General features: G+C 69.1%; 9 protein-coding genes and 4 pseudogenes. 8 read left to right on the top strand and 5 right to left on the bottom strand.

Annotated features, from left to right (window positions below; all coding sequences use genetic code 11):
* Window positions 1-144 precede the first annotated feature (144 nt).
* The 3 genes from AB0H93_RS32900 to AB0H93_RS32890 are packed head-to-tail and all read left to right on the top strand — an operon-like array spanning window position 145 to window position 3812.
* Window positions 145-645, top strand: a complete 501-nt coding sequence (locus AB0H93_RS32900; RefSeq protein WP_358578051.1) for a (2Fe-2S)-binding protein — start codon at window positions 145-147, stop codon at window positions 643-645.
* 12 nt (window positions 646-657) lie between these two features.
* The gene (locus tag AB0H93_RS32895; protein ID WP_358578048.1) at window positions 658-1644 is read left to right on the top strand and encodes a xanthine dehydrogenase family protein subunit M; all 987 of its coding nucleotides are present in this window, start codon (window positions 658-660) and stop codon (window positions 1642-1644) included.
* On the top strand, window positions 1641-3812 hold the full coding sequence (locus AB0H93_RS32890; protein ID WP_358578045.1) for a xanthine dehydrogenase family protein molybdopterin-binding subunit: 2172 nt from the start codon (window positions 1641-1643) through the stop codon (window positions 3810-3812). Before AB0H93_RS32895 ends, AB0H93_RS32890 begins: the two co-directional genes overlap by 4 nt.
* 122 nt (window positions 3813-3934) lie before the next feature.
* Here the strand turns inward: AB0H93_RS32890 and AB0H93_RS32885 are convergent.
* The 3 genes and pseudogenes from AB0H93_RS32885 to rox all read right to left on the bottom strand — a co-directional run.
* Window positions 3935-4081: pseudogene (locus AB0H93_RS32885) on the bottom strand (acyl-CoA dehydrogenase); the annotation flags it as partial.
* A 62-nt stretch (window positions 4082-4143) separates the two neighbouring features.
* A complete protein-coding gene (gene glf, locus AB0H93_RS32880) occupies window positions 4144-5337 on the bottom strand; it encodes a UDP-galactopyranose mutase (RefSeq protein WP_358578042.1) in 1194 nt (397 codons plus the stop codon).
* Window positions 5338-5639: 302 nt separating this feature from the next.
* A complete protein-coding gene (gene rox / locus AB0H93_RS32875) occupies window positions 5640-7064 on the bottom strand; it encodes a rifampin monooxygenase (RefSeq protein WP_358578120.1) in 1425 nt (474 codons plus the stop codon).
* Between the two features lie 250 nt (window positions 7065-7314).
* On the opposite strand from rox, the pseudogene AB0H93_RS32870 reads away from it, so the two are divergent.
* Window positions 7315-7548: pseudogene (locus AB0H93_RS32870) on the top strand (hypothetical protein); the annotation flags it as partial.
* Window positions 7549-7612: 64 nt separating this feature from the next.
* Window positions 7613-7829: pseudogene (locus AB0H93_RS32865) on the top strand (CoA transferase); the annotation flags it as partial.
* 60 nt (window positions 7830-7889) lie between these two features.
* Here AB0H93_RS32865 and AB0H93_RS32860 read toward each other — a convergent pair.
* Window positions 7890-7943: pseudogene (locus AB0H93_RS32860) on the bottom strand (hypothetical protein); the annotation flags it as partial.
* 86 nt (window positions 7944-8029) lie between these two features.
* On the opposite strand from AB0H93_RS32860, the gene AB0H93_RS32855 reads away from it, so the two are divergent.
* Window positions 8030-8743 (top strand): hypothetical protein, encoded by a 714-nt coding sequence (locus AB0H93_RS32855; RefSeq protein WP_358578039.1) that lies wholly within the window; start codon window positions 8030-8032, stop codon window positions 8741-8743.
* A gap of 160 nt (window positions 8744-8903) precedes the next feature.
* On the top strand, window positions 8904-9077 hold the full coding sequence (locus AB0H93_RS32850) for a hypothetical protein (protein ID WP_358578036.1): 174 nt from the start codon (window positions 8904-8906) through the stop codon (window positions 9075-9077).
* Between the two features lie 126 nt (window positions 9078-9203).
* Here the strand turns inward: AB0H93_RS32850 and AB0H93_RS32845 are convergent, their stop codons facing one another.
* On the bottom strand, window positions 9204-10208 hold the full coding sequence (locus AB0H93_RS32845) for a nitroreductase (RefSeq protein ID WP_358578034.1): 1005 nt from the start codon (window positions 10206-10208) through the stop codon (window positions 9204-9206).
* A 225-nt stretch (window positions 10209-10433) separates the two neighbouring features.
* Here AB0H93_RS32845 and AB0H93_RS32840 point away from each other — a divergent pair, with 225 nt between their 5' ends.
* A complete protein-coding gene (locus AB0H93_RS32840; protein ID WP_358578031.1) occupies window positions 10434-11282 on the top strand; it encodes a universal stress protein in 849 nt (282 codons plus the stop codon).
* Window positions 11283-11642 lie beyond the last annotated feature (360 nt).

Raw genomic sequence — 11642 nt, 5'->3', positions numbered from 1 at the left:
ACCAGCACCGGGACATCGAATCGCGTCACCGCCACCGCCCGCCGATACTGGCCGGGCAATGCCGCTGGTTTCCGCCGGCGAGGCGCCGGCGGCGAGCTCACCGCACTCCGAGGCCGACGCACGGCGGCCGGTGAGGAGCCACCGATGACCACGACACCCGCGGTCTCCGTGACCCTGCACGTCAACGGTGAAGCACATCCGCTGCCCGAACTGGACAGCCGGACGACCCTGCTCGACGCCCTGCGCGAGCACCTGAAGCTGACCGGCACGAAGAAGGGCTGCGGCCTGGGCATGTGCGGGGCGTGCACGGTGCTGGCCGACGGGCGGCGGATCAAGTCGTGCCTGGCGCTGGCGGCGCTGTACGACGGCAAGGAGATCACGACCATCGAAGGGCTCGGGCAGGGCAGCGAGACGGGCCTGCACCCGCTGCAGCAGGCGTTCGTCGACCACGACGGATTCCAATGTGGATATTGCACGCCCGGCCAGCTCATGTCCGCCGCAGGGCTGCTGCGGGAAGGGCATGCGGGCTCCGCCGAAGAGATCCGCGAGTTCATGAGCGGCAACCTGTGCCGCTGCGGCGCGTACGCCAACATCGTCGCCGCCATCGCCGAGGTCGCGGCGACGACCGGACCGGACGAGACGTAGCCGGGGGGCACGATGTTTCCCTTCACCCTCGAACGCCCGGGCGACGCCGACTCGGCCGCGCGCCTCGGTTCCACCCCGCCCGCCGAATACATCGCCGGTGGCACCGACATGATGCAACTGCTGACCGACGAGATCCGGCAGCCGGAACGCCTGGTCGCGCTCGACGGCGTGCTCGACGACCGCATCGAAACCGCGCCCGACGGGACGCTGCGCCTAGGTGCCGCGGCCAAGATGAGCGACATCGCGGCGGATCCCGACGTGTCCCGCGCCTTCCCAGCGATCGCCGAAGCCCTGCTGCTGTCGGCGTCGGGGCAGGTGCGGAACATGGCCACCATCGGCGGCAACCTCCTGCAGCGAACCCGCTGCCCGTACTTCCGGGACCCCGGAGTTTCCGCCTGCAACAAGCGGTATCCCGGTTCTGGGTGCGCCGCGATGGACGGCGCCAATCGGACGCACGCGGTGCTGGGCGGCTCGGCCCACTGCATCGCCACGCACGCCTCCGACGTCGCGGTGGCGCTCGTGGCGCTGGACGCCGAAGTCCACGTGCTGGGCTCCAACGGCGGCCGGGTCGTGCCCCTCGACGAGCTGCACCGGCTGCCCGGCGAAACCCCGCACCTCGAAACGGTCCTGGAACCCGGCGAGCTGATCACCGCGGTCGTGGTGCCGCCGTCCCCGGCCGCCCGGCACTCCCACTACCTCAAGGTGCGGGACCGGGTGTCCTTCGAGTTCGCGCTGACCTCCGCGGCCGTGGCCCTGGACGTCGACGACGGCACGATCCGCGAAGCACGGGTGGCCGTGGGCGGAGTCGGCACCAAACCGTGGCGCCTGCGCACCGTCGAGAACGCGCTCACCGGCCGCATCGACGACGTCGACTCCTACCGGGCCGCCGCCGAGCACGCGACCGAAGGCGCCGTCACCAGGGCGGGAAACCGGTTCAAGCCCGAACTCATGAAGCGCACGATCGTCCGCGCCCTGCGCGAAGCGGGAGGCCGGTCATGACGACGACAGCCGCACCCACGTCCTACATCGGCCAGGCGGTCAGCAGGGTCGACGGCCGGGCGAAGGTCACCGGAGAGGCCACCTACGCCGCCGAATTCGACCCCGGGCCGCGCACGGCCCACGGCGTCATCGTCGGCTCGGCCATCGCGAAGGGACGCATCACCGAGATCGACACCGCCGCGGCCGGGTCCGCGCCCGGCGTCATCGCCGTGCTCACCCACCTCAACGCCCCCGAACTCCCTTACCAGCAGCACAAATCCCTCGTCGACGCGCAGGACGGCGAACGGATCCACGTGCTGCAGGACGACCGCGTCGTCCACCTCGGCCAAGCCATCGCCCTCGTCGTCGCGGACACCTTCGAAAACGCGACGCACGCGGCGGCACTCGTGCACGCCTCGTACGCCGAGGAACCGGCCGCGACATCGTTCGAGGACGCCGCCACCAGTGCCGTACCACCGGGACCGGGCAACGCGAAGTTCGGCCAGCCCGGCGACACGCGACGCGGCGACCCGGACGGCGCACTGCAGACCGCCGCGGTGACGATCGACGCCGAGTACGTGGTCGCGCGCGAGGACCACAACCCCATCGAGCTGCACGCCACGACGGCCGCCTGGGACGCCGGAACGCTCACCGTGTGGGACAAGACCCAGTGGGTCAGCAACACCCGCGCCGAGCTCGCCGCGACCTTCGGGATCCCGCCCGAGAACGTCTGCGTGATATCACCGTTCGTCGGCGGCGCCTTCGGCTCCGCGCTGCGCGTCTGGCCGCACACCACGCTCGCGGCGATGGCGGCACTCCACACCGACCGCCCCGTGAAGGTGGTGCTGACGCGGCGGCAGACGTTCCCGCTCACCGGATACCGGCCGCACACCGAGCAGCGCGTCGTGCTCGGCGCCGACCGCGGCGGCCACCTCGTCGCCATCCGCCACGAAGGCACGGCGGAAACCTCGACGTACGAGCAATACGCGGAGAACCTCCTGGGCCCCACCAGGTTCCTCTACGGCTGCCCGAACGTCGCCACCCGCTACCGGCTCGCCGAGCTCAACGTCAACACGCCCTGCGCGATGCGGGCCCCGGGCGAGATCAGCGGGATCTTCGCCCTGGAGTCCGCAATGGACGAACTCGCCGAAGCCCTCGGCATCGACCCGGTCGAGCTCCGGCTGCGCAACGACGCCGACCGCGACCTCGACCGGGACCTGCCCTTCTCCAGCCGATCCCTGCGGGAATGCCTCACCGTCGCCGGGCAGCGCTTCGGCTGGGACGACCGCGACCCCCGCATCGGCTCGATGCGCGACGAGCGGGGACGCCTGATCGGCTTCGGATGTTCTTCGGCGACCTACCCGGTCTACAACTTCCCGGCCAGCGCCCGCGCGATCGTGCATCCCGACGGGACCGCCGTCGTGTCCTCCGCGACCAGCGACATGGGGCCGGGCACCTACACGTCGATGACGCAGGTCGCGGCCGAGACCCTGGGATTGCCCATCGAACAGGTGCGTTTCGAGCTGGGCGACGCCAACCTGCCCGAAGCACCACCGCACGGCGGATCGGCGACCATGGGCGGCGTCGGGTCCGCCGTGCACGCCGCCTGCGCCGCGGCGCGCGGCCAAGCCCTCGAACAGGCCGGTGAGACCAGCAGCCACGCCGATCTCACCGAGGTCATGAGCAGGCTGGGGCACTCGGTCGAAGCCGGCGGCGACTACCGTCCCAGCGCGGACACCGCCCGGTACTCGATGCACGAGTACGGCGCCGTGTTCGCCGAGGTGGCCGTCGACCCGGATCTCGGCCTGGTCCGGGTGCCGCGGGTCGTCGCCGCGTTCGGCGGAGGCCGGATCGTCAACCCGAAGACCGCGCACAGCCAGGCCATCGGCGGCATGGTGCTGGGCATCGGGATGGCGCTGCTGGAGCACACCGCCGTCGACCCCCGCGACGGTCACGTGATCAACGCGACCCTCGCCGACTACCTCGTGCCCGTCAACGCCGACATCGGGGAGCTGGACCCGGTGTTCGTCGACGAGGACGATCCGCACGTCAACCCCCTCGGTGTGAAGGGAATCGCCGAGATCGCCGCGATCGGCGTCGCCCCGGCGATCACCAACGCCATCCACCACGCCACCGGCCTGCGGATGCGCACCCTGCCCATCGCGCCGGAGATGCTGCTGCGTCCCTGACCTTCGACCTCCTGCTCGCCGGGCCTGCGCTGTACCTGCTGGCGCAGGCCTTCTACTTCCGGGGCCACCACCGGCATCGTGTGGATCCCGAGGGGAGTGGCGGCGGTCGTGCTCGCCGCCGGGTTGCCGCCGACCAGCGCGGCGGCGGGAACCCGGACACCGGAGAAGTTCACGTCGGCAGTCCAGGCGCCTTCCTGCCCCACCTTCTTGTCCTTGACCCCGACTGTCAGGCCAGGGGTGTCGACGGGGACGAGGAACACGGCGATGCCGGGGATGGCGTTGGTGTCCAGCCCGGAGCGAGAGCAAGCACTCCGGCTGATCGTCGATCCTGTCAGTCGTCGACGGAACCGTCGAGCGGCCGGCCCTCGGTGAAGTACGGCGCGATCTTGTTGTTGAACATCGACAGCGCCGACCCGATCGCCATGTGCATGTCGAGGTACTTGTAGGTGCCGAGCCGGCCGCCGAACAGCACGTTGCGGGCCCCTGCCTCGGCCTTGGCCAGCTCGCGGTAGCTTTCCAGCTTCGCCCTGTCCTCGGGGGTGTTGATCGGGTAGTAGGGCTCGTCGTCCTTGTCCGCCGCCCGCGAGAACTCCCTGACGACGACCGTCTTGTCGCTCGGGTAGCTCGTGCGCTCCGGGTGGAAGTGCCGGAACTCGTGGATGCGCGTGTACGGCACGTCCTCGTCGGCGTAGTTCATCACCGAGGTGCCCTGGAAGTCGCCGGTGGTGTGCAGGACCTCCTGTTCGAAGTCCAGCGTGCGCCAGCCGAGCCAGCCCTGCGAGTAGTCGAAGTAGCGGTCCAGCGGGCCGGTGTACACCGTTGGCGTGGCGGCCGGGATCTCGTCGCGAACGTCGAAGTAGTCGGTGTTCAGCCGGACCTCGATGTTCGGGTGGTCGGCCATCTTCTCCAGCCACGCGGTGTACCCGTCGACGGGCAGGCCCTCGTAGGTGTCGTTGAAGTACCGGTTGTTGAAGGTGTACCGAACCGGAAGCCGGCTGAACGTGGCCGCCGGCAGTTCCTTCGGGTCGGTCTGCCACTGCTTGGCGGTGTAACCGCGGAAGAACGCCTCGTACAGCGGGCGCCCGATCAGCGAGATGCCCTTCTCCTCGAAGTTCTTCGCATCCTTGGAGTCGATCTCGCTGGCCTGCTCGGCCACCCAGGTCCGCGCCTCGTCCGGCGTCATGTACCTGCCGGCGTACTCGCAGATCGTCGCCATGTTGATCGGCATCGGGTAGACGCGGCCCCGATGGATCGTGAACACGCGGTGCTGGTAGCCGGTGAAGTCGGTGAATCGGTTGACGTAGTCCCACACCCGCTTGTTCGACGTGTGGAACAGGTGGGCGCCGTAGCGGTGCACCTCGATGCCGGTTTCCGGCTCCGCCTCGGAGTAGGCGTTACCACCGATGTGGCCGCGCCGGTCCAGGACCAGCACCCGCTTGTCCAGCTGGGTGGCGGCGCGCTCGGCCACGGTCAGGCCGAAGAAACCGGAGCCGACGATCACCAGGTCATAGTCAGTGAAGCTCACGATCGGTGAGGGTACGACCACACCGAGCACGGTCCGGATCCGGCACCCGCGACCACCACTCGACCAAGCAGACCCGGGCGGCCTCATCATCAGCGACGGGCTCGGACAAATCGCCGGGGCCCTGGTCGAGACCCGGACAGCACGACTGGCTACCGCCCGCTGGCATGGCCATTTTCCGCCATGCCAGCGGGCGGTGGATGTCCGACGAGAACGCCGACCACTCCCTGCTCCTGACCGACAGCGCCGCAGATCTGCTCGCCATCTCGCCACGCATATGCGGGATGACCACTGCTCAGGCGAAATCAGGTGGCGGGCTTGCCGAACCAGCGGGAGAGGCGGTCGTCCAGGTCCTGCTGATCGTCGCCGATCCAGGCGACGTGGCCGTCGGGGCGTAGCAGGACGCACGGAACATCCAGTGCCGCAGTGGGATCCGCGATGAGGTCGACCCGGTCCGACCAGCCCTCGACGGTCAGGCGTTCGGTGCGGTCGAGTACCAGGCCGCGGCCCCGATGTAGTTGGTCGTAGAGGCGGCCCTGTTTCACGTCGATGTCGCGCAGGCGGCGGCCGAGCAGGTCGGGGCCTGCGCCGAAGTCGTAGCGGATGCCGATCGCGGTGATCTTCTCGATCAGATAGCGGTTCACCTCGTCGAAGTCCATCAGTTCGGTGAGCAGCCTGCGCACGGCCCGCGGGCCCGGTTCGGTGGACAGCAGTTCCATCTGGGCGCGGGTGTTGTCCAGCACGTCCTCGGCGACCGGATGACGTTCGGCCTGGTAGGTGTCCAGCAGCGTTTCCGGCGCCCAGCCGCGGATCTGCGCGGCCAGTTTCCAACCGAGGTTGACTGAGTCCTGAACGCCCAGGTTGAGGCCCTGTCCGCCGGTGGGTGGATGGATGTGCGCCGCATCTCCGGCCAGCAGCACCCGCCCGACCCGATAACGTTCGGCCAGCCGGGTGGCATCCCCGAAACGGGACAACCAGCGCGGGGAGTGCACGCCGAAATCGGTTCCGGCGATGGCGCGCAGCTGTTGTTTGAAATCCTCGATGGTGGGCGGTTCCGCGCGATCGCTGACTCCCGCGGCGGGGACCACGACACGATAGACCCCTTCGCCGAACGGTCTGAGACTGAAAGTCTTGTTGGTCTCGTGGATTTCGGTCGCCTTGGCGGCGATCTCCTCCTGCGGCACACCCACTTCCATCTCGCCCATCAGCGTCTCGGTCCGCGAGGGCTCGCCGGGGAAGCCGACGCCGAGCAGTTTGCGCACCGTACTGCGCCCGCCGTCACAGCCGACGAGATAACGCGAACGCAGCTGTTCGCCGTCGGCCAGCTCGACGGTCACACCCTCGTCGTCCTGCTCGAAATCGGCCACCGCACAACCGCGGCGGACCTGCGCACCCAGTTCGATCGCATGTTCTTCGAGCAGGTGAACGATGACCGGCTGCGGGATGCCCAGCAGATAGGCGTGCGCGGAATCCAGGCCCTCGGGCGCGGGTTTGGCGATGGCGGCGAAGAATCCGCCGGCCGGACGCCGTCTTCCGTGTTCGAGAATGCGCTCGAGCAGTCCGCGCATTGCCATCAGCTCGATACTGCGAACGTGCAGACCGACTATGCGGACGAACGACACGGGCTCGGTTTCCTTCTCCAGAACGAGTACCCGCACATCGTGCAGGCGCAGTTCGGCGGCCAGCATCGCGCCAGTCGGCCCGCACCCGGCAATGATCACGTCGAACATGAGGGGCGCGCGATCGGCGCCGGAGGCCGATGACCGGACTCCGGGGACGTCGCCCACGGTGAAGTCGCGCTCGACCGTATCGTTCGACGACGGCTCGGCGGTGAACTGCGGAGAGTGCATAGGTGTTGCCTTTCGGGAGTGCCTTGTTGGCGAGGCACTCCCGGCGACACCTACGTCAATCGCCCGACCGTGACGGGAAGGGGGAGCACCCACATCGATACAGCGTTCATGGGTCTCACCTCCTCGGGCGGTGTCGCGGTCCACCGCACGCTACAAGCCCGAGAATCACCCCGTCCAATCCTTTTCCAGCCACGTGATCACGACTCCGAACGGGCCCGTGCGGTTGCAGGGCGAATCCGGCGTGGCGGCCCGGCTGGTCCCGGTCACGGTCGCCACGGTCGTGGACGTGTTCGAGTCCGCCGTGCGGGCGCAGCCCGGTGGCGAAGCCGTGGTGTGCGGGACGCAGCGGCTGAGCTACGAAGAGCTCGATGCCGAGGTGTCCAGGCTGGCCGAGGGGTTGCGCCGGCTCGGTGTCGGCCCTGGTCCGGCGCGCGGACGTGCTCATCGAGGGCTTCCGGCCAGGCGTCGCCGAGCGCCTCGGGGTCGGGCCGCTGGCCCGGCGCGGCGGCCACGACATCAACTACATCGGGCTGACCGGTGCGCTGCACGCCATCGGCACGCGGTTCGATGTTCGCCGTGGCCGGGGTGCTGGCGGCGCTGCTGCAACGGCACCGCACCGGCAAGGGCGACGTCGTCGAGGTCTCCACGCGGTCCGCACAGCGTCGCGTCGGCGCCGTAGGTCATCCGCCCGATGGTCAGCCGCGGCGACGGGACGATGTCCAGGCGGAAGTCGAGGTCGCGGCCGCCGCCGAGGCTCAGCTCGTGGCTGGCGAACGCCCTGGTGACCTGTTCCCGCGCGGTGCGATGCGCTTGACGGTCGGTGGTCTGGACGAAGATCTGTGGCCATGAACTACCAGGACCGCGTCCGCGCGCACGTTGAGGAACTCCGCTCCATCCCGGATGTCGTCGTGCGCACCTGCGAGATCGGATCGGGCCCGCACCGGGAGCTCTCGGCCGGCGATACCGCGCTGATCGACTCCGCCTGGGGCGACGACGCCGCCGAGGGAGTCCGGGACTACCTGCTCAGCACCGATCACATCCACCTCACATGGCACACCGACGACCACTACCTCTACGGGGAGTTCGCCCTCAAAGACCTCCGGAGCTGCCTGTCCGACTACGGCCTGCCCCACGTGGACGAGCGGCTGCCCCCGGAGAAGTGGGAGCTGATGGGCACGGAGCTGAAGACGCTGGAGGAGGCGCCCGGATCAGGCCGCCTCACCGCGTTGCGGGCGCCGTTCGGCGCCCAGAGCCGGGAGCTGTGGTTCTACGACATGAACCGCGTGAGGCTGGAGCTGCTGGAACTCGACTACCAGTCCTACCTGGAGAACCTGCTCCTCATGAAGGGAGCCCCGTTCTGGCAGTACCTCTTCATGGAGGTCGACCTCCGCGACAGGGAGTTCCAGACCATGGTCAGCCAGCTGGACAGGACGCTGGAGGCGCTCCCCGTGCTCTTCCCCGACCACGACTACAGCCGCCTGCAGGAACGTTACGAAGAGCGCTGTTCCGGGTCGCCGGTGTTCCGCCGGCACAAAGGCCCGTGGACGATCCAGCCGTAGTCCCGCATCGTGCTTTCCGAGCAGATCGGGTGAACAACCCGGCGCCGGGGTAGTGGTGGTGTCCGTGAACCCGTTCGTCACCGGGGTGCGGTGAGCGCAGGGGAGCGGTACCGGGCCGCCGTTCGCGGTGGTGCGAGCAAGGTTCCCATGGCGACGGACGGTGTTCGTCACGCTCCTGTTCAGCCAGACGGGAGTCGAACGAGCGGGGGACAACGCCGAACTCTTCATCATCGAAGGCGCCACCCACGTCGACCTCTACGACGTCGACAAGTACGTCACCCCGGCCGTGGCCAAGCTGACCCAGTTCTTCAACCAGAACCTGACCACGGCATAACCACATCGCGATCGTGGTGGTCGCGACATCGCGACCACCACGATCGCAGCGGATTGCAAGTCGCCTGCGACTGCTCGGGCTGCCTGGGAACGTCTCAAATGGACATCTCGCCCAGACGAAGGGCGCTCAGCTTTCGAACGCTTCGGAGACGTCGTCGACGAGCATGTCGCTCACGTCGCGACGAGGCGAGGGCACCGACGGTGCACCGTGCCCGATCCGCAGCAGCGCACGCGGGACCACGTTCCCACCGAGCATCCGCTGGAGCTCTTCACACGTCTCCGGCACCTCGACGACCTCGGAGATCATCGAGGCGACCAGGCCCTGCGCGGTCGTGGTCAGCCACAACCGCTGCAAAGCCTGCCCGGCCTGCAGGTCCGCCTCCCGGCCGCTGTGCCGGGTGCACAACACGACCAGCAGCGGATGGGACTCGAACTCCGTTCCCGGCGACCGCTCGGTGCGCCCCGCGGTGAAATCGCGGTGCACCCACTGGTCCTTCGGCTCCGGTTTGGGGCCTGCGGCCGACACCGGCACGCCCTCGGTGGTGTCATCCGTGCGCCCCGTCCAAGCCGCCATCTCGGTCCGGAAGCGGGCATCGGCCATCTGCGCTCGATGCGCGCGGTGCACCAGGCCCTCAAGCGCGCCGTGCTCGCCCGGCTGGACGAGATGCAGCCACGCTTGCTCCTCTTGGGCAGCACGCATCAGCAGGTGCCGGTCCGCTGCAGACACCGGGATGTTCCGGAACGGCTGCCGATGGCTGTGCCGCTCGGTGATCGCCTCGTAGCACCGGAGGTTGGCCGGGCGCTGATCCGCTTGGCCACCGCTGCGCACCTCGGCCAACGTGGTGGCGGCCGCCATGCGCGGAAGCAGGGTCACCACTGGCCGGATGCCCGCCTGTTCCAGAGCGAGCCGCAGGTTGAACAGCGCCGCCCCGCACGCCAACCGCAATTCCCGGTCCTCCGGATCGGCGACCGGCAGGTGCCGCTTCGGATCCGCGTGCAGTTCGATCAGGTGGGGCAGGACCCGGAAGCGCCACGGCTGGCTGTTGTGCAGCGACGGAGCCATCCCGGCCAGCCGGATGACCTGCTCCGTCTGGCTGGATGTCAGCCCGAAGGCAGCGGGGAACGTTCGCATGCACGACTCCTCACCCTCTTGCTGTCACTGTGACCGCCCGGAGTCCGCCGGGCGAGGGTCCAAGTGCCTTCGAACAGCACCGGAGCCACGAAGTGCCCTGGCTCCTGTCGCCCGTGGTACCCGGCGCTTCCGACCTGCGCCGGCTGGGCGCGAAGTCCTCCAGGAACGCCCGACTTGTGTGGTTCTGGCGCGGCCTTACGGTCGGTCGGGGGGAAGGAGACGAGCATGCGCAAGGCCAACATCGTGGGCGTCGACGGGTCCGAGTCGGCGCTGAACGCCGTGCGGTGGGCTGCGGCCGACGCCGCGCTGCACCGCGTGCCGCTGCGGTTGATCTCGGTCGGAGCGGAGTCACTTCCGGACAAGGCGCGCGTGGCCGAGGAGGTCGCACGACGCCGTTGGCTGGCCGTGGCCGCACGGCAGGTCGACGAGGTCGCGCCAGGGGTCGAGACGACGTCGGAACTGCGCCGGGGCGCCCCGCACGCCGTTCTGGTCGAGGAATCCGCGCAGAGCCGCCGGGTGATCGTGGGTATCCGGGGCCTCGGTGAAGGCGGGGGCATGATGGTCGGGTCCACGGCCGAGACGGTCGCCATGCACGCCGAGTGCCCGGTGGTCGTAGTGCGTGCTCGCGACGTCGAACCGGCCGATCCGGGGCCGATCCTCGTCGGCGTCGACGGGTCCCGCGTCGGCGAGGCAGCCGTCGCTGCGGCCTTCGAGGAGGCTTCGGTGCGCCACGCACCGCTGGTGGCCGTGCACGTCTGGATGGACGTCGAAGTCGAGCCCTGGCTCGCCCGCGACGACGACCGGGAATGGGAATCGATCGACGAGGCTGAGCGAGCGGTGCTCGCCGAGCGCCTGGCCGGGTGGCGGGAGAAATACCCGGACGTCGAGGTGCATCGAGTGGTGGAACGGGACCGGCCGGTCCGCTACCTGGTCGGACACGGCAGGGAGGCCCAGCTGATCGTCGTGGGCAGCAGGGGGAGAGGCGGCATGACGGGCATGCTGCTGGGCTCGACCAGCCGTGCCCTGCTGCACATGGCCCCATGCCCGGTCCTGATCGCCCGCTCCGCGACGTGACCTCTGTGGACGATCGAGGGGCGCGATGCGGCAGGGAAGGGCAGCCTACGCACCGACCGCGCTCTGATGTACGGGGAGGGGACTGGGGCTGACCTCGTAGGGCGAGGGGATGAGTCTTTCCAGCAGATGCAGGGGAAGCGAACTGCCAGGAGTGACCGAGGGCAGCGGCTTCCAGGAGCGAACGCACGTGGAGTACCAACAAGTCCGGGGCGCCGCGAGCAAGAATCTTCGGCATGCCGTCTCTTTCTCCATTTGATGGATAATGAACGTTATCCATCAAATGGAGACGTGGCGCGAGGAGAGAGCCAGAGCCCTTCCGGGGGATAGATGGTCGCTCGCCCAGGCCGATCGGCTCTCTCG

Source organism: Saccharopolyspora sp. NPDC050642 (genome assembly GCF_040654735.1).
In the GTDB taxonomy this organism is placed as follows: Bacteria; Actinomycetota; Actinomycetes; order Mycobacteriales; family Pseudonocardiaceae; genus Saccharopolyspora; species Saccharopolyspora elongata.
This window is presented reverse-complemented; position numbering and strand designations above follow the sequence as displayed.

Excerpts from the sequence above, each read along its gene's own strand:
- AB0H93_RS32840 (WP_358578031.1), top strand. The coding sequence starts at position 10,434 with ATGCGCAAGGCCAACATCGTGGGCGTCGACGGGTCCGAGTCGGCGCTG.
- AB0H93_RS32855 (WP_358578039.1), top strand. The coding sequence starts at position 8,030 with ATGAACTACCAGGACCGCGTCCGCGCGCACGTTGAGGAACTCCGCTCC.
- rox (WP_358578120.1), bottom strand. The coding sequence starts at position 7,064 with ATGTTCGACGTGATCATTGCCGGGTGCGGGCCGACTGGCGCGATGCTG.
- AB0H93_RS32900 (WP_358578051.1), top strand. The coding sequence starts at position 145 with ATGACCACGACACCCGCGGTCTCCGTGACCCTGCACGTCAACGGTGAA.
- AB0H93_RS32845 (WP_358578034.1), bottom strand. The coding sequence starts at position 10,208 with ATGCGAACGTTCCCCGCTGCCTTCGGGCTGACATCCAGCCAGACGGAG.
- AB0H93_RS32890 (WP_358578045.1), top strand. The coding sequence starts at position 1,641 with ATGACGACGACAGCCGCACCCACGTCCTACATCGGCCAGGCGGTCAGC.
- AB0H93_RS32895 (WP_358578048.1), top strand. The coding sequence starts at position 658 with ATGTTTCCCTTCACCCTCGAACGCCCGGGCGACGCCGACTCGGCCGCG.